The sequence below is a fragment of the Streptomyces crystallinus genome (assembly GCF_039521265.1).
Lineage (GTDB): Bacteria > Actinomycetota > Actinomycetes > Streptomycetales > Streptomycetaceae > Streptomyces > Streptomyces crystallinus.
Map to the genome: position 1 here is coordinate 294,354 of NZ_BAAACA010000009.1, position 22,587 is coordinate 316,940.

Genomic DNA, 22,587 nt, shown 5'->3' on the forward strand with positions numbered 1-22,587 from the left:
TGCCGTCTGCTTTCCCTGTCATCTGCTCCACTCACGCGCTCAGCACGGAGTCGTCGAACGTACGCGCCCCGGGCAGCTGGTGCCGGGCGGCGATCACGGCCGCGTCGATGTCCCGCGTGCCCGTGGCGACACACAGCGTGTAGGAGACGTCCTCCAGCCGCCGCCGGGTGGCCTCGCCGCCCTCGCCCGCGTTCAGCGCGCACAGCGCGTCGTACTCGTCGAGGAGATCACGCAGCACTGCCGGGTGAGCCATCAACATGAGAAGCCTCCACTGGATACGGTCACACTCACGATACGTTTCCCCCTGCCCCCGGTTTACGTCTGTACACACCCCCATCACACCTCGTTCGAGTCGGCGGGAGGCACTCAGGTGACGACGCCGGAGCCGGTCACTGCCCCGCCGAGCCCCCGCCCGGCTCCTGCAGCTCGGCGCCGGCCGCGTGGGCGGCGATCAGCGGGCGGCCCTCGGCGTCGAGGGTGAGGCCGTCGGGGAGGGCGAGGGCGTCCCCCGCGCTCGCGGAGATCCAGCGCCGGGGGCGGGACCTCGCCAAGGTCAAGTCAGGCTTGCCCGGCGAAGTAGCGACCGACGGATCTCTCTACGCTACCCGCCAGTAGGTAGCGCGGCGCGGAGGACGAAGGGAGGTTGCGCACAAGTCTTGAACCAGTGGGAGCGCTCCCAGCATGGAGTTGGACGGGCCCGCGGTCAAGATGCTTGAGGAGTCGAAGCCAGCAGGCGCCCCGCAGAGCCCAACTCGTTCGCTTGCTGGGGCAGTTGGCGGTCCTCCTCCCTTGCCATGTGCCACCCGAGCCCCTACGGTGATGCCCCACCAGTGGGAGCGCTTCCATCCGTCGGACGCCGGGCCTTCGCCGTCGTCCCGGCCGTGAAGGATCCGCTCATGCGACACCCCCCGCACTTGGCCCTGTCCTTGTCCGCCGCGGCGCTCGTGCTCGCCGGCGCCGTGGTCGTCGTCCCTCATGTCGCGGCATCCGGAGCCGAGCCGTCCTGTTCGGTGGCGTACACCGTCACCAACGAGTGGGGTAGCGGCTTCCAGGGCTCCGTCACGCTCACCAACAACGCTTCCGCGCTGACCGGTTGGAGCCTGGGCTTCGCGTTCTCCGGCAACCAGAAGGTGACCCAGGGCTGGAACGCCAAGTGGTCCCAGTCCGGCGCCACCGTCACCGCCACCAACGAGAGCTGGAACAGTTCGCTCGCCCACGGCGCCACGGTCACCCTCGGCTTCCTCGCCTCCCTCACCGGCGCCGACACACCGCCCCGCGCCTTCACCCTCAACGGCGAGCCGTGCGCCACCACGGGCGCCGGCGACCCCACCCCGACGCCCACTCCCACCTCGCCCTCCCCGACCCCCGGCACCGGCGCGCCCGCGCTCCACGTCTCCGGGAACAAGCTGCTCGACGCCGGCGGCGCCACCCGCAGGCTGCTGGGCGTCAACCGGTCCGGCGGCGAGTTCATGTGCGTCCAGGGCCGTGGCGTCTTCGACGGCCCGGTGGACGACGCCTCGGTGGCCGCCATCGCCGCCTGGCACGCCAACACCGTACGCGTTCCCCTCAACGAGGAGTGCTGGCTGGGCCTGGCCAACATCGACCCCGCCTACGCGGGCGCCCGCTACATCGCGGCCGTCCAGGACCTCGTCCACCGCGTCGAGTCCCACGGCATGACACCGATCGTCGAACTCCACTGGTCGTACGGGCAGTACACCGGCAACTCGGCCGGCTGCTCCGACATCCACACCAGCTGTCAGAAGCCGATGCCCGACGCCCAGTACGCACCCGCCTTCTGGTCCTCGGTCGCCACCACCTTCAAGAGCGACCCGGCGGTCGTCTTCGACCTGTTCAACGAGCCGTATCCGGACCGCGCGACCTCCACCGCCGACCAGGCCTGGAGCTGCTGGCGGGACGGCGGAAACTGCCCCGGCATCGGCTACGAGGTCGCCGGGATGCAGGACCTGCTCGACGCGGTACGGGGAGCGGGCGCCCGCAACCTCGTCCTGGCGGGCGGCATCGCCTACGCCAACGACCTCACGCAGTGGCTCGCCCGCGCCCCCGCCGACCCGGCGGGCAACCTGGCCGCCGCCTACCACGGCTACAACTTCAACAGCTGTGCGAGCGAGTCGTGCTGGGACTCCACGCTCGCCCCCGTCGCCGCCCGGGTCCCGCTCGTCGCGGGCGAACTGGGCGAGAACACCTGCGCGCACTCCTTCGTCGACCGCGCCATGAAGTGGTTCGACGACCGGGGGATCTCGTATCTGGGCTGGACGTGGAACACCTGGGACTGCTCCTCGGGGCCCTCGCTGATCAGCAGCTACGACGGCACCCCCACCGCGTACGGCAGCGGCCTGCGCGACCACCTGCGCTCCGCCGACTGAACCGCGTCACCTCACCCCGCTCGACCGACCGAAGGGACACGACCCCACATGAGCCGCATACCCGTCCACTCCTCCCGAAGGCGAACGGCGCTGATCGCCGCCGGGATCCTCGTCGCGGCCGCCACCGGCGCGGCCGGCGTCGTCGGCACCGCGGGCACCGCCTCCGCGACGTCCGCCTGCACCGTCGCCTATCAGGTCCAGAACCAGTGGTCCACCGGCTTCACCGCCTCCGTCACCGTCACCAACAACGGCCCCGCCGTCACCAGTTGGAACGCCAAGTGGACCTTCGCCGGGAACCAGCAGGTCACCCAGGGCTGGAACGCGAAGGTGAGCCAGTCCGCGGCGACGGTCACCGCCGCCAACGAGAGCTACAACGGCAGCTTGGCGACCGGCGGTTCGGCCACCTTCGGCTTCAACGCCTCCTACAGCGGTACCAACGCCCTCCCCACCGCGTTCACCCTCAACGGCGTGGCCTGCAACGGCGGCGACACCCCCACCGACCCGCCGACCACCCCGCCCACCACTCCCCCGGCCGGCAACCGGGTGGACAACCCGTACGCCGGGGCCAAGGTGTACGTGAACCCCGAGTGGTCCGCGCACGCGGCCGCCGAGCCCGGGGGCACCCGGGTCTCCAACCAGCCCACCGGGATCTGGCTCGACCGGATCGCCGCCATCACCGGGGCGAACGGGACCATGGGGCTGCGCGCCCACCTCGACGAGGCCCTCAAGCAGAAGGGCAGCGGCGAGATGGTGGTCCAGCTGGTCGTCTACGACCTGCCGGGCCGCGACTGCTCGGCGCTCGCCTCCAACGGCGAACTCGGCCCGACCGAGATCGACAAGTACAAGACGCAGTTCATCGACCCGATCGCGGCGATCCTCGCGGACAGCAAATACGCCGGTCTGCGGATCGTCACCGCGGTCGAGATCGACTCGCTGCCCAACCTCGTCACCAACACCGGCGGCCGCGCCACGGCCACCCCGCAGTGCGACACCATGGCGGCCAACGGCAACTACGTCAGGGGCGTCGGCTACGCGCTGCACAAGCTGGGCGCCGTCCCCAACGTGTACAACTACGTCGACGCCGGCCACCACGGCTGGCTCGGCTGGGACGACAACCTGGGGCCCTCGGCCGACATGTTCAAGAAGGCCGCCACGTCCGAGGGCGCCACGCCCGCCGACGTCCACGGCTTCATCACCAACACCGCCAACTACAGCGCCCTCAAGGAGAACAACTTCACCATCGACGACTCCGTCAACGGCGTGTCGGTCCGCCAGTCCCAGTGGGTCGACTGGAACCGGTACGTCGACGAGCTCTCCTTCGCCCAGGCGTTCCGCACCAAGCTGGTCTCGGTGGGCTTCGACCCCGGCATCGGCATGCTGATCGACACCTCGCGCAACGGCTGGGGCGGCACCGCCAGGCCCACCGGCCCCGGCGCGAGGACGAGTGTCGACACCTATGTGGAGGGCGGCCGCTACGACCGCCGTATCCATGTCGGCAACTGGTGCAACCAGTCCGGCGCGGGTCTGGGCGAGCGCCCGCAGGCCGCCCCGGCCGCCGGGATCGACGCGTACGTGTGGATGAAGCCGCCGGGTGAGTCCGACGGCGCCAGCTCGGCGGTCCCGAACGACGAGGGCAAGGGCTTCGACCGGATGTGCGACCCGACGTACACCGGCAATCCCCGCAACAACAACCACCTCTCGGGTGCGCTGCCGAATGCGCCGCTGTCCGGCCACTGGTTCTCCGCCCAGTTCCAGGAGCTCATGAAGAACGCCTACCCGGCGCTGTAGACCCCCCTGGCGGGAGGGTGGTGGGCGGTGCGGACCGGGTCCGCACCGCCCACCGTCGCCCGCAGCCCGTTCGCCGCCGCTCCCCCGCACATGGCCGGAAAACGGCGAGCGACTTACGCTCGCCGCCACAGGCGCACCACACTGGTGGCCCACGACCAGGGAACAGCACGGACGAGGAGTTGGTGAGATGTCCACGCAGGCCGCCGAGGGAGCCGCGCAGGCCACCCGAGCCGCGATCGACGCCTATCTGAGCCGGCTTTCGCAGCGGGATCTGGAGGGCGCCGTCCAGGTCTTCGCCGAGTCGGCGGAATTCAACGCTCCAGGCTCCTCGGCGGTGCCGTGGTCGGGGCTCAGGACCGGCCGGGAGGGGGTCATGACGTTCTTCACGACCCTCCACGAGTATCTGAAGCCCGAGGAGTTCACGGTGACGCACATCGTGGTCGACGGTGAACAGGGGGTGATCATCGGCCATCTCCGGGACACCGTCAAAGCCACCGGAAAGCCCCTCGTGACCCCCTTCGCCGCCCATGTCACCGTGGTCGACGGGAAGATCGCCCGCTACCACCTCTTCGAGGACACCCACGCGCTGCACCGGGCCGTCACCGACGACTGAGCACCCCTCCCCCGGCCGCCCCCCACCCCTGCAGAGAGGCACGAGAGATGACGTCCCCAGGCATGCCCTCCCACCCGGTCGTACGCGCCTTCGTCGACGCGGTCAACGCGCAGGACCAGCAGGCCCTGTGGACCGTGCTCGCCAAGGACGCCTCGGTGGTCGACGTCGGCACCGAGCGCGATCCGCAGGCCTGGGTGGAGCGGGAGATCTTCTCCTCGCACGCCCGGATGGAGGTGGTACGGGAGTCACCGGACGGTCTGTCCGTGACAGCGCGTTTCCACAACGACATCTGGGGGGACATCGACACCGCGTGGGAGTTCTCCGTCTCCGGCCCCGTCATCCGGGGTTTCGTCACCGGACCCGGCTGAGCCTCCCCGCGCCGTACGAGACAGGGGTACGCACAACGGGCAGCGGGAACAGGGAAGCAGAGGCAATGGTGTGAGCCGCACCTCGGGGCCAGGGGCGCAACCGGCACCGAAGGAGTCGGTCCGGATCCGCCTGCTGGGCCCGGTGAGTGTGGAGGTCCAGGGCCGGCACATCGGCCTCGGGCCGCAGCAGCGCGCGCTCCTTGCGGCGCTGGCGCTCGCCCGGGGCCGCCCGGTCAGCACCTCGCGCCTCTCCGAGCTGCTGTGGGAGGGCGACGCCCCGGACGGCGCGGTCAGCGCCCTGCGCACCCATGTGATGCATCTGCGGCGCGTCCTGGAACCGGGGCGGCGCGCCACCTCCGGCTTCGAGATCGTGCTCAGCGCGGGAGCCCGCAGCAACACCAGCTACACCCTCCAGGTGGCCGACGAGCAGGTCGACGCCCTGCACTTCGTGCATCTGACCGATCAGGCCCGCAAGGCGGCGGCCGACGACGACGCCGAGGCCGCCGTCGCCCTGCTCGACGAGGCCCTGGCCCTGTGGACCGGGCCCGCGCTGGAGGGCGTCAGCGACCGCAGCTTCGCGCTGGCCGAGGCCGACCGGCTGGAGGAGCTGCGCCTGGTGGCCCGCGAGGACCGGCTGGACGCACTGGTCGAGCTGGGCCGCTACGAGCAGTCGGTGCCCGAACTGAGCACGCTGGTGGCGGAGTTCCCGCTGCGCGAGCGGCTGCGCTGCCAGCTGATGCTGGCGCTGTACCGCTCGGGGCGCCAGGCCGACGCCCTCGCCTCCTACCGCGACTACTACCAGCTCCTCGACGACGAACTGGGCATCGAGCCGGGCCGCCCGCTCAAGGAGCTCCACCAGCGCGTCCTGGTGGGCGACCCCGGCCTCGCCGCACGGCCCGCTCCCGAGCCCGCTCCCCCGCCCGCCGCGCTGCCGGTCCCCCGCCAGCTGCCGCCCGACGTCGGCAGCTTCACCGGCCGCGCCGGCTATCTGCGCGAGCTGGACGCCCTGCTCTCCCAGTACGCCGCGGGCCCCGGGCAGACGCTGGTGATCTCCTCGCTGTCCGGGATGGCGGGCGTCGGCAAGACCGCGCTCGCCGTGCACTGGATGCACCGGGCCGCCGACCGCTTCCCCGACGGACAGCTGTACGCGAACCTGCGCGGCCACGCCGACGCGCCCCCGACCACGGCCGACGAGGCCCTCGGCCAGCTGCTGCGGGCCCTGGGGGTGGGTGCCGGGCACCTGCCGGAGAACACCGACGAGAAGGCCGCGCTGTACCGCTCGCTCCTGGCGGGCAAGCGGATGCTGATCCTCCTGGACGACGCGGCCGGTCTCGAACAGGTGCGCCCGCTGCTGCCCGGCTCGCCCACCTGCTTCGTCGTCGTCACCAGCCGCAACGACCTGCGGGGCCTGACCGCGTTCCACGACGCCCACCGGGTCAGCGTGGCGGCGTTCAACGACGAGGAGGCGCTCGCGCTGCTGGCTCGGGTCATCGGCGCGGACCGGGTGCGCGGCGAGCCCGAGGCCGCCGCCGAGGCGGTACGGCTGTGCGGCGGGCTGCCGCTGGCCGTACGGATCGTCGCGGCCCATCTCATCGGCGACCAGCACCTGCCCCTGGCGGAGGTCGTCGAGACCCTGCGCGGCGAGGACCGCCTGGACGACCTGGCGCTCGACCAGGAGCAGCACACCGGGGTACGCAGCGCCCTCGCCCTGTCCTACCGCTCGCTGCCCGCGCCGGAGCGCCGGCTCCTGCGGCTGCTCTCGCTCACCCCCGGCACCGAGGTCTCCACCCCGGCCGTCGCCGCCCTGGCCGGGGCGCCGCCGAACGCCACGGCCCGGCTCCTGGACCAGCTGGTCTCGCGCAGCCTCCTCGAGACGCACCGCCCCGGCCGCTTCCATCTGCACGCCCTGGTGCGCCTGTTCGCCCGTGAGCGGGCCCGCGCCGAGGACGACAGGGCCGTACGGGAAGAGGCCCTGGACCGGCTGCTCACCTGGTATCTGGGGACCGCCGAGCAGGCCGGTCACCTGCTCTACGGCACCTTCTACTCCTGGTACGCCGCCGCCCCGCCCGAGCCGGACGGCTCCCCCACGGCGCCGCTGACGTTCAAGGGGCCCGCCGCCGCGCTGTCCTGGCTGGAGGACGAGCGGGCCGCGCTGCTGGCCTGCGCCCGGCACGCGCTGGGCAGCGGGCCGCGCGCCTTCGCCTGGAAGTCCGCGCTGGCCACCCACGGCCATCTGATGGAACACGGCCAGCGCACCGACTGGCTGCGTGCCGCGGAGACGGGGCTGCGCGCCGCCGAGGCCGAGCACGACGACCACGCGCGCGCGGTGATGCACTGGAGCCTGTGCTACGTCCTGTGGGAGCTGGCCCGGCACGACGAGGCGCTGCGGCACAGCGCCCGCGCCGACGCCCTGTTCGGACGGGCCGGGCTGCCCGTGGAGCGGGCCGGGGCCGTGCTCGGGCTGGCCGCCTCGCACCGCGAACTGGGCGCCCTCGACCAGGCCCAGCGCCACGCCGAGCACACGCTGGCCCTCTACCGCGAGGGCGGGGAGCCCGCCGGGGAGGCGTGGGCGCTGTTCCTGCTCGGCTCCGTCCACCTGGACCGGGGCCAGCTGGACGCCGCCCAGCCGTACTTCACCGGGGCCCGTGAGCGCGCCGAGGCGTCGGGCGACGAGCACACGGTGATGCTGGCCCTGTGGGGGCTGGGCGCCGTCCACCACGCGCGGGGCGACCTGGAGGAGGCCCAGCGCCTGCTCACCCGGGCGCTGGCCACCCACGGCAGGCTGCTGTCCACGTACGCGGCGGAGGGCGCGCTCAACGCCCTCGCGGCGGTGTGCCGCGACAGCGGCGACCCCCGGCTCGCCCTCAAGTACGCGATGGACGCGCTCAGCATCACCCACCGCACCCACCGCCGCCTGGTCGAGCCGGACGCCCTCAACACCATCGGGACCGTACTGCTGCACCTGGACGACGCGCCCGGCGCCCTCGACCACCACCGGCGCGCCCTGGACGCGGCCCGGGCGACCGGCTGTCTGCGGGCGGACGCGGCGGCGTGCGTGGGCCTGTCCGCCGCGCACCGGCACCTGGGCGAGAACCGGGAGGCCCTCGCGTACACCCGGCGGGCGCTGAGCACCGCGGGGCAGGCCGGGCTCAGACTCGTCGAGGGCGAGGCGCGCACCGAACTCGCCCGGGTGCATCTGGCGCTCGGCCACCACACCAAGGCCTCGCAGGCCGTGGAGCGGGCCGTGCGGCTGCACCGGGCCGCCGGGCACGGGCCGGGCCTCGCGCGGGCCCTGGAGGCCGAGGCGGCCGTGCGCGACGCCGTCAGCCGACGGCCCGTACCACCGCCGTGACGACCGCGGCCACCAGCACGACCAGCGGCACGGGCGCCTTGAGCCGCCAGGCCACCAGCGCCCCCGCGAACCCGGCGAGGCGGGCGTCGAAGGTCATGCCGTGGGCGCCCGCCGAGCCCACGAGCTGGGTGACGACGAGGACGGCGAGCAGCGCGGGCGTCAGATACTCCACGAACCGGGGGAACCACGCGGGCAGTTCGCGGTCGCCCATCACCAGCGAACCGGCGCCCTTGATGAGGAAGGTGGTCACCACCAGGGCGCCGACGACGATCCAGGGGTCGTTGCTCAACGGCTTTCCTTCACTGGGCGGGTCGTCGGCCTGGCCGTCCACACCACGGCGATCAGACAGGCCACGGCGATGGCCGTGTCGGGCAGCCCGGCGGCGGTGAGGGCCGCCGCGCACACGGCCGCGGTGGCGGCGGCGGCCCGTTTGCGGGGCGTGCCCAGATGGGGTGCGAGCAGCAGGAAGAACAGCACCGGCGAGACGGCGTCCAGGCCGTAGTTGAGGACGTCGACGGCCTTGAAGGGGCCGATCGCCCCCAGCAGCGTGCCCAGGACCCAGCCGAGCCAGAGCACCACGCCCGAGGAGAGCAGCCGGGTGCGGTCGAAGCGGCCGTCCGCGTCGCTGGCGATGGCCCAGGACTCCTCGATGACCAGCTGGGACTCGACCGCGCGACGGGCCCGGCCGCCGCGCAGCGCGGGCAGGATGGCGAAGCCCATGACGAGGTAGCGCAGGTTCAGCAGGGTGCCCGCCACGGCGGCGGCCGCCCAGCCGCCGCCGTTGACGATCACGGAGACGGCGGCGAACTGCGAGGAGCCCACGAAGACCAGGCCGGACATCGAGGTCGCGCCGAGCGCGCCGAAGCCCGCGCCCTTGGCGAGGACGCCGAAGGAGATGCCGAACGCGAAGATCGCCACGGTGAACGGCACCGCGGCTCTGGCGCCCGCCATCCAGGCCGCGCGCCGTCCGGTGGGCGGGGCCGGACGGCTGGGCTCGGACTCGGTGCCGGTCATCCGCCCTCGCCCGCCACCGCCGGGGCGGCCCCACGCGCCGGTCCGCCGCTCTCCTCGCCCCGTACGGCCTTCGCGTACGCCTCCCTCAGCGCGACCGTGACCGGGCCGACCGGGTAGTCCAGGGCGTCGACGGCCGTGACCGGCTGGACCTCGTACGCCGTGCCGGTCAGGAACACCTCGGTGGCGCGGGCCAGTTCGGCCGGTTCCATGTGCCGCTCGACCACGCCGAGGCCCCGCTCGCGGGCGAGGGCTATCACGGTGCGGCGGGTGATGCCGTCCAGTACGCACTCCGGCGGCGGGGTGTGCAGTGCGCCGTCGATCACCAGGAAGAGGTTGGCGCCGGTGGCCTCGGCGAGCCGGCCCCGGTGGTCGAGGAGCAGCGCGTCGTCGCGGCCCGCCTCCTCGGCCTCCTGCCCGGCGAGGGAGCCCAGCGCGTACAGGGCCGCGGTCTTGGCGCGGACCGGCGCGGTGTCGGGTGCGGGGCGCCGCCAGCGCGAGGTGCTGAGCCGGATGCCGCGCGGCCCTTCGGTGAAGATCGTCGGCCAGGGCCAGGCCGCGACGGCCACATGCACCGAACTGCCCGGCGCGACCAGCCGCAGGGTGTCGCTGCCGCGCCAGGCGACCGGGCGGACATAGCCCTCGGCCAGGCCCGCGGCGGCCACGACCTCGCGGGTGGCGGCGTCCAGCTCCTCGGCGCTCCAGGGGAGGGTGAAGCCCATCTCCCGGGCCGAGGCGACCAGCCGCAGGCTGTGCTCGTGGAGCTTGAAGACCCGGCCGCCGTAGACGCGCTCGCCCTCGAAGACGCTGCCGCCGTAGTGCAGCCCATGGCTGAGGACGTGCAGCCGGGCCTCGCGCCAGGGCACGAGGCGGCCGTCGAGCCAGATGGCGCCGTCCCGGTCGTCGAGCGGCGGGACGGCCGCCGTGCGGGCGGCGCCGCCGGGGCCCACGGGGCTCCTGCGGCTCTCCTCGCTCATGTGGCGAACCCCCGGTCCGCGTACGGGAAGCCCTCCAGTTCGTTGACGGCGACGGTGTCGTCGCGCCGGGACGCGTAGTAGATCCGGACCTCGTCGATCAGACCCGCGTCGTCGAAGCGGTAGACCTCCGCTCCGCGCAGCACCTTGCCCAGTCGCGGTTTGAAGGCGGTCCACTCGCAGAGCGCGGTACGGCGGTGCTCGTCCGCGTAGACGGCGTCCACCGCCCAGTGCGAGTCGTTGGCGCGCACGTCGGCGCCCCAGCGCTCCACGACCGGGTCGATGCCCTCGATCGGGCCCGCCATACCGGTGGCCAGGTAGTGCACGACCTGCTCGGAGAGGCACTGGGCGAACAGGTCGCGGTCGACCTTGTTGCAGGCCTCGAAGTACAGCCGCACCGCGGCCTCCATGGCGGCCCGGTCCAGCGCCCGCCCGCCGTTGCCCGTGGCGTCGGTGTCCATGTCGCTCGTCTCCTCGGTTCTCGATGCCTGCTCACATCTCGGCCGGCGCGAATTCCAGGGGCGGCAGGGAAGCCAGCCGGCCCTGTGCGCGGACGAGTCTGGACTGGTCGGCCGTGAACGCGTAGCGGTCGCCCACGGCGCCCTCGCGCAGCTGCGTTCGTACCAGTTCCCTGGCCGCCGTACGGTACTCCGCGGGCGTGCCGACCTCGGCCTCCATGGCCTCGATCGTGTCCACCAGCTCCCGCAGGGCCTCAAGGGCGCGTTCGTACGACAGCGCCAGGCGGCTGCCGTGGTCGGCGAGGGCGCCGCGTTCGCGCAGCCACGAGTAGAGGAAGACCCCGGTGCCCGCGTCGAAGTTGCGCACCGCGCGGGCGTCGAGCGGATAGCGGAACATCCGCTCCAGCAGGATCATGGCGATCTGCTCGTCGGCGTACGGAACGGCGTCCTCGTGGCAGGCGAGCACGGTCTTGGCGTCGACCTTGAGCTCTTCCAGCAGACCGATGAACCAGTTCATCTTGAGTTTGATGTGCCGGTCCAGCGGCCACTTCCCCTGGTGGTGGAAGTAGTCGTGCAGATATCCCCACAGGGAACGTGCCTCGTAACACGCCTCGGGGTCCATTCCGGCCGAGGCCGGCGGCACGGAGTCGGGGGTGAGCACGGCCCGCGCGGAGGGCACCGCGTAAGCCTCGTGAATCCTGCGGAATTTATTGAAGAAGAAGATCGCGTAAGCCTGTTCGGCCACCTTGTCGTGGGCCGCGACATTCTCCGGGAAGAAGACGATGCAGTTGCCTTTGGCCACTCCTTCGCTGCCCGCGAGCAACACGGTGGCCTGACAGTTGTTCTTGGGGTGCGGATAGCGCCCGGCCAGCTCGGCGAGCGCGTCCGGCTCCTTGCGGCGGACGAGGAAGAACTCCAGCCGGCTGCCGACCGGCGGGACGCTGTTGGTGGTCTGCACGGGGGCGAGGAACGCCGCCCAGTCACCGTCGGCCGGGGCGGTCAGGGCGTCGCGGCAGCGGGCGAAGTGCGGCGGTGTGTCGAGTCCGGCGGCCAGCCAGCCGTCGATGTCGGCGGCCAGCGCGTCGGCCTGGGCCGCCCTGCCGCGCCCGGCGAACCAGCGTACGGCCTCGTCCTTGACGGCCAGCAGGTCGCGCCGGTCCTCCGCGCCCGGCTCGGGGACCGTGCCGTCGTCGCGCTGGCGGGCGCGGAAGGCGTCGATCCGGGGCAGCAGCCCCCGGCCGAGCGCCTCCGCCTCGCCGAGCATGCCGTCCTGGAGGCGGTGGGCGCCGGTCGTCCCGGTCACGGAGTGTCCTCCCGCACATGGTGCACGGTGTAGACCATCGGCACCTCGCCGAAGCTGCGCAGCACCCGCAGTCCATGGGCCCTGGCCGCGACGACGGTGGTGACACAGCCCTCGGTCTTGCCGTCGGCGCAGTCGATGGCCGCCTGCGCGTTGCTGGTCACCAACTGCCGTTCGCTCGTCGGCGGTACGAGGCCCACGGGCGCCGGGTGGGTGGCCACCGTGCGCGGCTCGGTGCGGGCGCCCGGGGCGACGGCGAGCACCATCTCGTGGGTGGGCCACACGAACGAGTCCACCATGCGGCAAACCCGGAGATTGCCGAAGACCAGGGTGTGCAGCTCCGGATAGACGGCGCAGGCGACGAGGGCGTGTGCACCGTCTCTGGGCACGGTCTCCATCGCGTATTCGAGGGTCGCGTGCAGGGTCACCCGCCCCTGTCCCTCAAGTCCCCGCCGCCGGAACCACTCGTACGCGGCGGCCTCCAGATTGGTGCCGGTCGGCCCCAGCGTATGCAGATGCCGTATCTCGCCGATGGGCGAAGGCGATAAAGAATTGGCGCACACTGACTCCCGCGTCACCATTCCCACTTCCCCACGTCTTCCCCCGCGGTTCTCCTGTCGCCCTCGGGCAACACGCGGGCTGTGCGTCGGTGCACGGCCGCGTCGGTGATCCTAAGCGGCCCCGCCCCAGGGCTGCCACCGCGCCCGGCGCGCACCGAATGATTTCCCACACTGTGGCCACTTCCGCCCGTTCAACGTTCCGGAAATCCGGCGACAAATGCCGCCGGGACGGGGGGCATTCACGCCCTTTCCGCCTCTCACCCGGTCCGTTGCGGTACGCATCGCGTCATTCCCCGGGCCGCGTTACGGCGCACACCGGCGCAACACGTGCGTCCCGCGCGCCGTGAGCTCCGTCCGGGGCGGCCGGAACCCGCCGGAACCCGCCGGAGCGCTCCGGTCCGCTCCCACCGCCGCACGCCCCTCCCGCATGTCGCCCGAAGGAGGGACAGCACGGCCCGGCGGTCAGACCGCCGTCACCTTCGCGGTGAACGCGGCGAGGTTGGCCACGGTCCGCTCGATCTTCTCCTCCAGCGTGATCGTCTCGTGCAGCCGCGCGCCGGCGCCCGCGTCCCGCTTGCCCCGTACGTACAGCGAACACGCGAGGTCGTCGCAGATATAGACGCCCACCGAGTTGCCCTGCTGTCCGGCCTTGCCCGCCCTCGGCGCGACCATCAGGGAGACGTTGCCGTCGTGGGTCGTCAGACATATCGAGCACATGCTGCGGCGGCCCTGCCCGGAGGTGTGGCCGGGGCTGCGCAGGACCAGGGCCTTGAGCGTGCCGTCCAGCTCGGTGACCAGATACGCCCGGCCCGGCGCCTGCGGATCTCGCCAGCCGAAGTAGTCCAGGTCGTCCCAGGGGTGGTCGTCCAGGTCACGCGGCACGGACAGGCGCTTGGCCTCGCCCTTCGTGCAGTTCACGAACGCGGCACGGATCTCTTTCTCGGTCAGCTGCTTCATAAGGGCGAGGCTAGTTTGCCTAAAGGTGTTAGGCAAATGCATAATCGCTTCAGCCGGACGCGGGTGACTGAGAGGGAGACCATGGGACGCGTGGGACTGAGTACGGAACGCCTCACCCGGGCCGGGGCGGAGCTCGCCGACGAGGTCGGGTTCGACCAGGTGACCGTCTCGGCGCTGGCCCGCCGGTTCGACGTCAAGGTCGCCAGCCTGTACTCGCACGTGAAGAACTCCCAGGACCTCAAGACCCGGATCGCCCTGCTGGCCCTGGAGGAGCTCGCCGACCGCGGCGCCGACGCACTCGCCGGACGGGCGGGCAAGGAGGCGCTGTCCGCCCTGGCCAACGTCTACCGCGACTACGCGCGCGAACACCCCGGCCGCTACGCCGCCGCCCAGCTCAGACTCACCCCGCAAGCGGCGGCGGCCAGCGCGGGCGGCAGACACGCCCAGATGACCCGGGCCATCCTGCGCGGCTACGACCTGGGGGAAGCCGACCAGACGCACGCGGTCCGGCTGCTGGGCAGCGTCTTCCACGGCTACATCACCCTCGAACTCGGCGGCGGCTTCAGCCACAGCGCCCCCGACACCCAGCAGACGTGGACGAAGATCCTGGACGCGCTGGACGCGCTGCTGCGGAACTGGCCGACGCAGTGACCCCGCCCCGCGCCCGGGCCCGAACCGCCTGAGCGGGCGCGCCCACGAACCGGCATACGGCCACACCGACCCACCGAGCAGGGGCCATGGACAACACCCAGTACACATGGATCAACACGCCCGTCACCGCCGGCCTCCTGCGCGGCGCCCTCGACCTCGAGCGCACCGGGCGCGGCCTGCTGCCGCACCGGCTGCCCGCCCGGGCCCGCGCGCAGAACACGGACGGGCAACTGGCCATGGCCGAGTCCCAGCCCTCCGGTGTGCGGCTGGCCTTCCGCACCTCCGCCACCGCCGTCGAGCTGGACACCCTGCCCACCAAGCGCGCCTACGTGGGCGCGCCGCCCCGTCCGGACGGTGTGTACGACCTGCTCGTCGACGGCGTACTGACCCGGCAGGCGAGCGCGGTCGGCGGCGAGACCCTGACCATCGACATGGCCACCGGTTCCGTCGAGCACCGGCCCGGGCCGCCCGCCACCCTGCGCTTCACCGGTCTGCCCGGCACCCCCAAGGACGTCGAGATCTGGCTGCCGTACAACGAGACCACCGAGCTCGTCGCCCTGCGCACCGACGCGCCCGTGGCCCCCGCGCCGGACCGGGGCCGCAAGGTGTGGCTGCACCACGGCAGTTCGGTCAGCCACGGCTCGGACGCCGCCGGCCCCTCGGCCACCTGGCCCGCGCTCGCCGCCTCCCTCGGCGGGGTCGAGCTGATCAACCTGGGCCTGGGCGGCAGCGCCCTGCTCGACCCGTTCACCGCCCGCGCCCTGCGGGACACCCCGGCCGACTTGATCAGCGTCAAGCTCGGCCTCAATGTGGTCAACACCGACCTGATGCGGCTGCGCGCCTTCACCCCGGCCGTCCACGGCTTCCTCGACACCATCCGTGACGGCCACCCCGACGCACCCCTGCTCGTCGTCTCACCGCTCCTGTGCCCCATCCACGAGGACACCCCCGGCCCCAGCGCCGTGGACGTCAGCGCGCTCGGCTCCGGACGTCTGCGGTTCACCGCCACGGGCGACCCGGCCGAACGCGCGGCCGGAAAGCTGACCTTGCGCGTGATCCGGGACGAGCTGGCCCGGATCGTCGAGCAGCGGTCGGCCGAGGACCCGCGTCTGCACTACCTCGACGGCCGCGCCCTGTACGGCGACGCCGACGCGGTACGCCTGCCGCTCCCCGACCAGCTCCACCCCGACGCCGCCACCCACCGGCACATCGCAGAGCGCTTCGCCGAGGCGGCCTTCGGCACCCGGGGCGCGTTCGAAGACGGCGTACGGGCCTGAACCGGCTCGGCCGGAGTCGCCTGCCCCCGGCGACACCCCGAGGCAACCCCTGACGGCCGCTCAGGGGCGCCTTCGGGCCGAGTCAGGGTCGCCCCCTGATGATCGGGATCCGGCCGGGCGCCAGGATCGGCGGTATGAAGACGAACAAGCCCAGGAAGCCGGTCCCGACCACCCGAACAGGCCGCGCCACAGCGGCACTTGGGGCGGTCGCCGCCTCCGTCGCCCTCCTCACCGCAGCCGCGCAGGCGCCCGCCTTCGCCCAGGGCACGGCCGACCCCGCCGACCCGGCCACCGACGTGTTCTCCCGCGTCGACTACAGAGACTGCCCCGCCGAACTCCCCGCCGGCGTCGACCGGAAGGAGTGGCGCTGCGAGGTGACCGTGGGCTACTCCCACTTCGCACTGGGCGGGATCGCCGTGCCGGACATGAAGCCGATCACCTTGACGCACGCCGAAGGGCCGATGCCGGACGGCAAGCCGGGTCAGGTCTTCGGAACGCTGCGGGCCGAACCGACGCCGGTACCGGGCGGCCTGCTGGGCCGGAAGGCGGAGCAGGGCGGCCCCAACCCGCTCCTCGGCCTGGCGATCCAGCCGGAGTACGGCGGGTACGCGGACTTCCTGGGCACCGGCACCGACAAGGGCGCGCTGGACCTGAAGTTCCGGCTCGTCTCACCGCTGCTGGGCGAGCGGTGCGCCATCGGCACCGACACCCGCCCCGTCGCCCTGCATCTGAGGAAGGACGGCCCGAGCACCTGGCTGTCGAAGAACCCGCCGCTGGTCCGCTTCAGCGCGTACGACCGGGACCTCACCGTCCCGGCCGCCACCGGCTGCGGCCCGCTCACCCCTTGGGTCAACCACCACTTCGGCCTGCCCGCCAAGGCCGCCGAGAGCAGCGTCACGTACACGGCGTACTACACCTTCAAGACGTACGACGAGCTCCCGGCGGCCTGAGAACCTGTCGTCGGACAGGCTCCGGCGTCACATCAGACGCGGGTGTCCTCCACGGTGGGGATCCAGCGGCCGCTGTCCTGGTCCGCGTGCCCGTTCCCGGTGATCGAGCTGCGCGGCGCCGGGGACTTGGCCGGGGCGGTGCCGCAGAACGCGGGCTCCAGCGTGTTCGTCAAGGCGCTGGTGACCGTACCGTTGTTGGAGGCGTTCGCGAAGAGGACGACCGTGCGCTTGCCGTCCTTGGTGGAGAACGTCTGCGTCTGGTAACCCTGGACGATGCCGCCGTGGCCGAGCACCTTGCCGCAGGAGAGCGCGATCTCCCGGATCCCCAGGCCGTAGCTGATCTTCGCCGTGCTGGTGGGGAGCACGTTTGTCATCTGCCGCAGCGACTCGTCGGAGACCAGCCCGCCGGAGCTCCCGGCGAGCAGCGCGGTCATGAAGCGGTCGAGGTCGCGGGCGGAGGAGACCACACCGCCCGCGCTCCACACCCAGGACGCGGTCTGCTCGGTCGAGTCGAGGAGCGGTTTGGTGCGGTCGTCGTTGGTCAGATAGCCGGTGACGTGCGCGCCCCTGATGGTCTTCTGCGGCACGGTGAAGGTCGTCTGGTCGAGCTTCAGCGGCTTGAAGATCTGCTCGCGCAGCAGCTCGGCGTAGGGGCGCCCGGTGAGGTGCTCGGCGGCCAGGCCCATCAGCACGTAGTCGGTGTTCGAATACGCGTAGGCGGTGCCCGGGGTGTACTGGAGGCCGTGCTTCACCGACATCGCCACGAGGTCCTTGGGCTCGTAGACGTTGTTGCGGATGCGCTTCTCGTAGACGTCGGTGGTCTCCTCCCCGCTCTGCTCCAGGAGGTCGTTGGTGTGGTCGTACACACCGGCGCGGTGCTCCATGACCTGGCGCCCGGTGATCGACCAGCTCTCGGGGAGCGTCCCGGCGGGCAGGTAGTCGCGCAGCGGCTTGTCGAGGTCGATGCGGCCCTGCTCGGCCAGGCGCATCACCAGGACCGAGGTGAACATCTTGGAGTTGCTGCCCACCCGGAAGCGCCAGCCGGCGTTCATGGGCGTGCCGTCGAGGTTCGCCTTGCCCAGGGTCACCGTCCGCCCGGCGCCGCGGGCGCCGTGGTCGCGGATCACCGCGAACGCGCCCGGCGCCCCCGCGTCCACCACCCGCTGCAGAGCGGCGCGCACCGCCGTGACGTCCGGCTCGGCCGGCGCCTGTGCGGCGGACGCGCACACGGCGCTCCCGGCCAGCAGCGCCGTGCTCGCCGCGAGCGTGGTCAGCGAACGCGCGATCGTGATTCCAGCCATATGAGAAGTACCCCTGTTCCCCGGCGACTTGGTCAGTGCCCCGGCCTGCGCAGCACTCGTACGCCCAAGATCGTATATGTCAGGACGGCGGCGCGGCCCGGCCCTCGACGGAATCCTCCTTTCCGGAGCCGGTTCCCCCTGGTCTTCCCGAACGGCCCTTGCCGACCCACCGGGCGTAGGCGACGATCAAGCGCCGAACGTTCACCCGTGGGAGGGACAGCAGTGTCCGAGGTCAAAGCCGAGCTCAACCAGTTGATGTGCACCTTCCTCGGTGCCTTCACCAACACCGGTGGCACCCGGCCGCGCGTCGAGCTGATCCGCGAGGTGTTCATCCCGCAGGGCATGATCATCAGCAATGCCGGGGACGAGCCCGTGGTCTACGACGTCGAGTCGTTCATCGCGCCCCGGGAGAAGATGCTCACGGACGGGACGCTGACGGACTTCTCCGAGTGGGAGGTGGCCGAGCGGACCGAGATCTTCGGTTCGATCGCGCACCGGTTCAGCGAGTACCGCAAGTCCGGGTGCCTCAACGGCGAGTGGTTCGAGGGCTCCGGCCGCAAGACCACCCAGTTCGTCCGGACGCCCGGCGGCTGGCGGATGAGCTCGATGGCCTGGGACGACATCTAGACGACAGGCGGGGGCCGTCACCGCGCCGGCCACGGAGGCGGCGATGGTCCTTTGCGGTGGTCTTCGTCCGCCACACCCGCCGGGTCGCGCCGCTCGGCGACCGGCGGTGTGTGAGCCTGGCCGCCGAGGGGGGACCAACCCACTTCCGAGGAGCTGGTTGTTCCGGTGTTCCGTCTCTCCCTGGCCCGTCCCGGCGCGAGATCCCTCAGACCCCTGCTGACCGCGGCCGTGCTGGGCGCGGCCGCGCTCCCCGTCACGGCGATGGCCCTGCCCGGCGGCCAGCTCTCCCGCGAGGCCGCCCTCGCCGCCGCTCCGCTGCCCGGCGGGCTCGGCCCGTGTGTGCCGGGCACCTGTCCCCCCGACGGCTATCCGCCCGTCCACAACGGCCCCATCCGGTTCCGCGACAACGGCGTCAACGTGTACGTCGGCGGCGACTTCCACGTGCGGGAGAAGGCCGCGGAGGCCGAGGGCCGGGTCGTCGTGCTCGGCTCCTTCGACCAGCGCAAGGCGGCCGGGGCGAGCGCCATCTACAACGTGGGCGAGGCGGGCGTCGGCTCCCGTGTCGCCCCGCCCGTCGGCGCCGACTGGCTGACCACCGGCGGCGACGTCACCGTCGCGACCGGGCAGCGGCTGCTCGCCGAGCAGGGCGTGGTACGCCACGCGGGCACCCTCAGCGGGACCGTCCTGGCCCAGCGCACCGTCCACGACGCGGACGCGGCAGGGCCGTACACCGCGCTGCGCGGTCGGCTCACCGATGCCAGCACGTGCTACGCGCACCCCGGCGGTGTCACCCGTACACCCACCGGCACCGCCGTCCACGCGGGCGGCGAGACGCTGTTCACCGGTGACGGCTCCGCCATGCTCCAGGTGTTCACCGTCGACTTCGACATGCAGAGCGCGAACGGCGGCCAGGAGGGCATCCGCTTCGCCCGCATCCCGGCCGGGGCGACCGTGCTGGTCAACGTGCTCGGGACCAACCGGACCATCAACACCTACAGCGGCACGATCGACGACTCCAGCCCGTTCAACCATCTGCGCGGGCGACTGCTGTGGAACTTCCCCGACGCGACCTCCGTCGGCCTCAAGGGCACCGGCCAGTTCCAGGGCAGTGTGCTGATCGGCAACCAGGGGTCCCTGGCGACGGTGAGTCTGCCCGGCGTCAACGGACGCTTCTTCACCACCGGTTCCCTCACGCACACCAGCCCGCCGTCGGGCGCGGGCGGCCAGGAGTTCCACAACTACGCCTTCGACGGGAACCTGCCCGACTGCGGCACCGCGCCCACCGAGGGCGAGGTACGGGTCCTCAAGACGGACTACGCCACCGGCCGCCCGCTCGCCGGAGCCGTCTTCGAGCTGTGGGAGGAGACCAACGGGGTCCGCGGGCTCCAGACGTCGGGTCAGACGCCGGACACCCGCCGGGGCAGCGCGTGCACGACCGGCGGGTCCGGTCTGTGCACCCGTACCGTGCCGCCGGGCACGTACTACTGGGTGGAGACCAGGGCTCCGCAGGGCTACGACCTGCCCTCCCCCGCTCACTTCGGGCCGCTCGTCCTCACCGCGGCCAACGCCTCGCAGGGTGTCTCGGTGACGGCGGCCGACCACCGGCACGTCGTGCCGAAGGGGTCCTTGACCGTGCACAAGACGGACGCCGAGACCGGTCGGCCGCTCGCCGGAGCGGTGTTCCGGCTGTGGCACGAGACCAACGGGGTGCTCGGGCTGCAGACCTCCGGGACCGACGCCGACACCCCGGTCGGCCCCGGCTGCGCGACCGGGAGCTCGGGCCGGTGCGCCTTCACGGATCTGGCCCTCGGCTCGTACTACGTCCAGGAGACCGCCGTACCGGAGGGGTATGTGCTGCCGGCGAACCGGGTCAGCGGCCCCCACGAGGTGACCGCGGCCAACGCGTCGACGGGTGTCACCGTCAACCTCAGCAACCGGCGCGGGGAGCCCGACAAGGGCGGCAAGGGCGGCAAGGGCGGGCCTCGCTGACACCCGCGCCCCAGTGAGAGGGCGACCGGCCGGACCCCGGCCGGTCACCTCGCGGAGCGGCCGCGCCCCCGTGTGACCCACGGTGCGCGGCCGCTCCCGCGTACACCCGCTCGCGGCAGCGCGGCCGTCGGCGGTGATCAGCCGGTGTGGCACATGCGTACGATCTCGGTCGGTGGGGCCGGTTCGCGCCCCACAGAAGGGGAATCCATGGCCATTACCGACATAAACGGGATCAACCTGTCCGGAGTGACGGGCAAGCTCATCCAGACCGTGGCGCTGACGAAGAATCCCGCTCCGCAGGCGATCGCGTCCGACCCGGTCAACGGGCACGTCTTCGTGCTCCAGATGGAGAGCGCCGCCAAGACGCCGCTCGGGAACATGTATCTCAACCGCATCGACCGGACCACCGGCCGGCTGACGGGCAGCATGTATCTGACGGGCTTCGGGCACGGGATCTCGATGGGTGCGCAGCCGGTCGGGGCGGACACCTATCTGTGGACCGAGGTCGGTCCGGTCTCCCCCAACGACGGTGTGAGCAACGCCTTCGGCCAGGCCGTCACCCGGTTCCGCTTCGTCGACGGAGCCACCCTCGACCAGGCCGACGTCCCCGCCGCGCAGAAGTTCTGCCCGCCGGGCGGGCGCAACACCGGTCCGTCGGTGGACCTGGCCAACAACACCCTCACGATCGTCTACTTCAAGGGCAGCGTGCGCTGCTTCACCCGCTACGACCTGGCCAGGGCGGCGCAGGGCGAGTGGGTGGAGGTGGGCAGCACCTTCGAGCTCCCGGCGGGAGCGGAGACGGGCCTCACCTTCCAGGGATACACCACGCTGGGCGGTGTGCTGTACGTGTACCAGTGGAAGAAGGACCCGGTCACGACCTACCCGGGGACCACGTACATCACCTCGTACTCCCTGGACTCCAAGACCAGGATCGACTCGCAGGTGGTCACCGGCGCCGACGGTCTGGAGCGGCGCGAGCCCGAGGGGCTGGCCGTCGAGGTGGACCCCGCGACGGGCGAGACCCGGCTGCTGTTCGGCTTCAGCGACACGGTTCCCGGCACCACCGGGCGGCGCAACGTCACCATCGGCTGGTACCCGACGCAGCCCGCGGTCGACGGGGTGAAGGTGCTCAGCGGCTGGGAGAACCTGAACCTCGCCGCCGGGGTCCAGGCGGGCGCCGAGGCGCCGCGCGGCCGGCTGGTCGCCATCGCCGACACCACCTACCTCCAGCTGCGTGGCACGCTCAGCTGCTCCCTCACCGCCGACACCCTCGTCGCGACGCTGCCGCAGCGGCTCTACCCCACGCGGACCGTACGGCAGAACACCCCGCGCAACATGTACTACGGGGTGGGTGTGTGCCGGGTCGAGGCGAACAAGCTCGGCGAGCTGTGGGCGTACGGCGCCAGCGCGGACAACGCCATCTCCTGGATCGACCTCGACTGCTTCTCGGTCGCCTGGCGATGACCACGCCGGACCGCTCCCCCTCTCACCAGCTCTCGCGATCCGGAGGATCGACCATGCCCTCGCGCAGCACCAGCCGCCGCTCCCTGCTCGCCACCGCCCTTGCGGTACCCACCGCGGCCGTCGGTGTGCCGCTGCTCGCCGCCTCGCCCGCGGCGGCCGCGCCGACCGGGGTCCAGATCGTCGTGGACTGGACGGCCATCACGCTGGCCGCGGGCGTCTCCGCCGGCGCGGACACCCCCGCGCAGGCCCGGGTGGTGAGCATCGCGGGCACCGAGTTCCTCCAGCTGCGCGGTGTGGTCACCTGCAACTTCTCCAACGACGCGCAGCTCGGCACGCTCCCGGCGACCATCCGCCCGCCGAAGATGACCCGCGGTGTCTGCCCGCGCAACAACCACCTCGGCGTCAACGCCACGCGGATCGAGGCCGACACGGCGGGCCGCGTCATGGTCTACGGCCCGCAGACCTCGGACCCGGTCACCTGGATCCAGCTCGACAACTTCTCGTCCGTACAGCGCTGACGCGGGCGGGTGGGGGCGCCTACGCCCCCACCCGCGGCCAGGCTC

At 72.3% G+C, this 22,587-nt stretch carries 22 protein-coding genes; 12 read left to right on the top strand and 10 right to left on the bottom strand.

The window, feature by feature from the left end; all coding sequences use genetic code 11:
• Positions 1–31: 31 nt before the first annotated feature.
• The gene (locus ABD236_RS08490) at positions 32–259 is read right to left on the bottom strand and encodes a DUF5133 domain-containing protein (protein ID WP_344071922.1); all 228 of its coding nucleotides are present in this window, start codon (positions 257–259) and stop codon (positions 32–34) included.
• Positions 260–389: 130 nt separating this feature from the next.
• Positions 390–551, bottom strand: a complete 162-nt coding sequence (locus tag ABD236_RS08495; protein ID WP_344071924.1) for a hypothetical protein — start codon at positions 549–551, stop codon at positions 390–392.
• A gap of 345 nt (positions 552–896) precedes the next feature.
• Here ABD236_RS08495 and ABD236_RS08500 point away from each other — a divergent pair, with 345 nt between their 5' ends.
• The 5 genes from ABD236_RS08500 to ABD236_RS08520 all read left to right on the top strand — a co-directional run bounded on the left by ABD236_RS08500 (position 897) and on the right by ABD236_RS08520 (position 8,505).
• Positions 897–2,384: a cellulose binding domain-containing protein gene (locus ABD236_RS08500; RefSeq protein ID WP_344071926.1), complete on the top strand. Its 1,488-nt coding sequence runs from the start codon at positions 897–899 to the stop codon at positions 2,382–2,384.
• A gap of 48 nt (positions 2,385–2,432) precedes the next feature.
• Positions 2,433–4,172: a glycoside hydrolase family 6 protein gene (locus ABD236_RS08505; protein WP_344071928.1), complete on the top strand. Its 1,740-nt coding sequence runs from the start codon at positions 2,433–2,435 to the stop codon at positions 4,170–4,172.
• Between the two features lie 187 nt (positions 4,173–4,359).
• The gene (locus tag ABD236_RS08510) at positions 4,360–4,785 is read left to right on the top strand and encodes a nuclear transport factor 2 family protein (RefSeq protein ID WP_344071930.1); all 426 of its coding nucleotides are present in this window, start codon (positions 4,360–4,362) and stop codon (positions 4,783–4,785) included.
• 47 nt (positions 4,786–4,832) lie between these two features.
• Positions 4,833–5,153 (top strand): nuclear transport factor 2 family protein, encoded by a 321-nt coding sequence (locus tag ABD236_RS08515; protein WP_344071932.1) that lies wholly within the window; start codon positions 4,833–4,835, stop codon positions 5,151–5,153.
• Between the two features lie 142 nt (positions 5,154–5,295).
• Positions 5,296–8,505, top strand: coding sequence for an AfsR/SARP family transcriptional regulator (locus tag ABD236_RS08520; RefSeq protein ID WP_344071934.1), 3,210 nt, complete (start codon positions 5,296–5,298; stop codon positions 8,503–8,505).
• Here ABD236_RS08520 and ABD236_RS08525 read toward each other — a convergent pair.
• The 7 genes from ABD236_RS08525 to ABD236_RS08555 all read right to left on the bottom strand — a co-directional run bounded on the left by ABD236_RS08525 (position 8,477) and on the right by ABD236_RS08555 (position 13,765).
• On the bottom strand, positions 8,477–8,794 hold the full coding sequence (locus tag ABD236_RS08525) for an AzlD domain-containing protein (RefSeq protein ID WP_344071936.1): 318 nt from the start codon (positions 8,792–8,794) through the stop codon (positions 8,477–8,479). The genes ABD236_RS08520 and ABD236_RS08525 overlap by 29 nt on opposite strands.
• On the bottom strand, positions 8,791–9,519 hold the full coding sequence (locus tag ABD236_RS08530; protein WP_344071938.1) for an AzlC family ABC transporter permease: 729 nt from the start codon (positions 9,517–9,519) through the stop codon (positions 8,791–8,793). The genes ABD236_RS08525 and ABD236_RS08530 overlap by 4 nt, the downstream gene beginning before the upstream one ends.
• Entirely contained in the window at positions 9,516–10,493 is a 978-nt protein-coding gene (locus ABD236_RS08535) for a branched-chain amino acid transaminase (protein ID WP_344071940.1), read from the bottom strand. The genes ABD236_RS08530 and ABD236_RS08535 overlap by 4 nt, the downstream gene beginning before the upstream one ends.
• Positions 10,490–10,951: a nuclear transport factor 2 family protein gene (locus ABD236_RS08540; protein ID WP_344071942.1), complete on the bottom strand. Its 462-nt coding sequence runs from the start codon at positions 10,949–10,951 to the stop codon at positions 10,490–10,492. Before ABD236_RS08540 ends, ABD236_RS08535 begins: the two co-directional genes overlap by 4 nt.
• A 31-nt stretch (positions 10,952–10,982) precedes the next feature.
• Positions 10,983–12,251: a DUF6421 family protein gene (locus tag ABD236_RS08545; protein ID WP_344071944.1), complete on the bottom strand. Its 1,269-nt coding sequence runs from the start codon at positions 12,249–12,251 to the stop codon at positions 10,983–10,985.
• Positions 12,248–12,829 (bottom strand): type 2 periplasmic-binding domain-containing protein, encoded by a 582-nt coding sequence (locus tag ABD236_RS08550; RefSeq protein ID WP_344071946.1) that lies wholly within the window; start codon positions 12,827–12,829, stop codon positions 12,248–12,250. The genes ABD236_RS08545 and ABD236_RS08550 overlap by 4 nt, the downstream gene beginning before the upstream one ends.
• Before the next feature lie 441 nt (positions 12,830–13,270).
• The gene (locus ABD236_RS08555) at positions 13,271–13,765 is read right to left on the bottom strand and encodes an FBP domain-containing protein (protein ID WP_344071948.1); all 495 of its coding nucleotides are present in this window, start codon (positions 13,763–13,765) and stop codon (positions 13,271–13,273) included.
• Positions 13,766–13,846: 81 nt separating this feature from the next.
• Here ABD236_RS08555 and ABD236_RS08560 point away from each other — a divergent pair, with 81 nt between their 5' ends.
• From ABD236_RS08560 to ABD236_RS08570, 3 genes are all read left to right on the top strand, one after another.
• Positions 13,847–14,416 carry a TetR/AcrR family transcriptional regulator gene (locus tag ABD236_RS08560; RefSeq protein ID WP_344071950.1) on the top strand — a complete coding sequence of 190 codons (570 nt, stop codon included), beginning with the start codon at positions 13,847–13,849 and terminating at the stop codon, positions 14,414–14,416.
• Positions 14,417–14,502: 86 nt separating this feature from the next.
• The gene (locus ABD236_RS08565) at positions 14,503–15,693 is read left to right on the top strand and encodes a GDSL-type esterase/lipase family protein (protein ID WP_344071952.1); all 1,191 of its coding nucleotides are present in this window, start codon (positions 14,503–14,505) and stop codon (positions 15,691–15,693) included.
• A gap of 134 nt (positions 15,694–15,827) precedes the next feature.
• Positions 15,828–16,643, top strand: a complete 816-nt coding sequence (locus tag ABD236_RS08570; protein WP_344071954.1) for a hypothetical protein — start codon at positions 15,828–15,830, stop codon at positions 16,641–16,643.
• 32 nt (positions 16,644–16,675) lie between these two features.
• Here the strand turns inward: ABD236_RS08570 and ABD236_RS08575 are convergent, their stop codons facing one another.
• Complete coding sequence (locus ABD236_RS08575) at positions 16,676–17,944, bottom strand: serine hydrolase domain-containing protein (protein ID WP_344071956.1); 1,269 nt, start codon at positions 17,942–17,944, stop codon at positions 16,676–16,678.
• A 222-nt stretch (positions 17,945–18,166) separates the two neighbouring features.
• On the opposite strand from ABD236_RS08575, the gene ABD236_RS08580 reads away from it, so the two are divergent.
• From ABD236_RS08580 to ABD236_RS08595, 4 genes are all read left to right on the top strand, one after another.
• The gene (locus ABD236_RS08580; RefSeq protein WP_344071958.1) at positions 18,167–18,571 is read left to right on the top strand and encodes a DUF4440 domain-containing protein; all 405 of its coding nucleotides are present in this window, start codon (positions 18,167–18,169) and stop codon (positions 18,569–18,571) included.
• A 165-nt stretch (positions 18,572–18,736) separates the two neighbouring features.
• Positions 18,737–20,560, top strand: a complete 1,824-nt coding sequence (locus tag ABD236_RS08585) for a choice-of-anchor A family protein (RefSeq protein WP_344071960.1) — start codon at positions 18,737–18,739, stop codon at positions 20,558–20,560.
• 207 nt (positions 20,561–20,767) lie between these two features.
• On the top strand, positions 20,768–22,024 hold the full coding sequence (locus ABD236_RS08590) for a phage baseplate protein (RefSeq protein WP_344071962.1): 1,257 nt from the start codon (positions 20,768–20,770) through the stop codon (positions 22,022–22,024).
• Between the two features lie 53 nt (positions 22,025–22,077).
• Complete coding sequence (locus ABD236_RS08595) at positions 22,078–22,542, top strand: hypothetical protein (RefSeq protein ID WP_344071964.1); 465 nt, start codon at positions 22,078–22,080, stop codon at positions 22,540–22,542.
• Positions 22,543–22,587: the final 45 nt, after the last annotated feature.

What these genes read in the sequence shown, in the direction of transcription:
- ABD236_RS08490 (WP_344071922.1), bottom strand. Translation starts at nt 259, where the DNA reads ATGTTGATGGCTCACCCGGCAGTGCTGCGTGATCTCCTCGACGAGTAC.
- ABD236_RS08555 (WP_344071948.1), bottom strand. Translation starts at nt 13,765, where the DNA reads ATGAAGCAGCTGACCGAGAAAGAGATCCGTGCCGCGTTCGTGAACTGC.
- ABD236_RS08530 (WP_344071938.1), bottom strand. Translation starts at nt 9,519, where the DNA reads ATGACCGGCACCGAGTCCGAGCCCAGCCGTCCGGCCCCGCCCACCGGA.
- ABD236_RS08505 (WP_344071928.1), top strand. Translation starts at nt 2,433, where the DNA reads ATGAGCCGCATACCCGTCCACTCCTCCCGAAGGCGAACGGCGCTGATC.
- ABD236_RS08500 (WP_344071926.1), top strand. Translation starts at nt 897, where the DNA reads ATGCGACACCCCCCGCACTTGGCCCTGTCCTTGTCCGCCGCGGCGCTC.
- ABD236_RS08595 (WP_344071964.1), top strand. Translation starts at nt 22,078, where the DNA reads ATGCCCTCGCGCAGCACCAGCCGCCGCTCCCTGCTCGCCACCGCCCTT.
- ABD236_RS08570 (WP_344071954.1), top strand. Translation starts at nt 15,828, where the DNA reads ATGAAGACGAACAAGCCCAGGAAGCCGGTCCCGACCACCCGAACAGGC.
- ABD236_RS08540 (WP_344071942.1), bottom strand. Translation starts at nt 10,951, where the DNA reads ATGGACACCGACGCCACGGGCAACGGCGGGCGGGCGCTGGACCGGGCC.
- ABD236_RS08565 (WP_344071952.1), top strand. Translation starts at nt 14,503, where the DNA reads ATGGACAACACCCAGTACACATGGATCAACACGCCCGTCACCGCCGGC.
- ABD236_RS08515 (WP_344071932.1), top strand. Translation starts at nt 4,833, where the DNA reads ATGACGTCCCCAGGCATGCCCTCCCACCCGGTCGTACGCGCCTTCGTC.
- ABD236_RS08575 (WP_344071956.1), bottom strand. Translation starts at nt 17,944, where the DNA reads ATGGCTGGAATCACGATCGCGCGTTCGCTGACCACGCTCGCGGCGAGC.
- ABD236_RS08590 (WP_344071962.1), top strand. Translation starts at nt 20,768, where the DNA reads ATGGCCATTACCGACATAAACGGGATCAACCTGTCCGGAGTGACGGGC.
- ABD236_RS08550 (WP_344071946.1), bottom strand. Translation starts at nt 12,829, where the DNA reads ATGGTGACGCGGGAGTCAGTGTGCGCCAATTCTTTATCGCCTTCGCCC.
- ABD236_RS08535 (WP_344071940.1), bottom strand. Translation starts at nt 10,493, where the DNA reads ATGAGCGAGGAGAGCCGCAGGAGCCCCGTGGGCCCCGGCGGCGCCGCC.
- ABD236_RS08560 (WP_344071950.1), top strand. Translation starts at nt 13,847, where the DNA reads ATGGGACGCGTGGGACTGAGTACGGAACGCCTCACCCGGGCCGGGGCG.
- ABD236_RS08510 (WP_344071930.1), top strand. Translation starts at nt 4,360, where the DNA reads ATGTCCACGCAGGCCGCCGAGGGAGCCGCGCAGGCCACCCGAGCCGCG.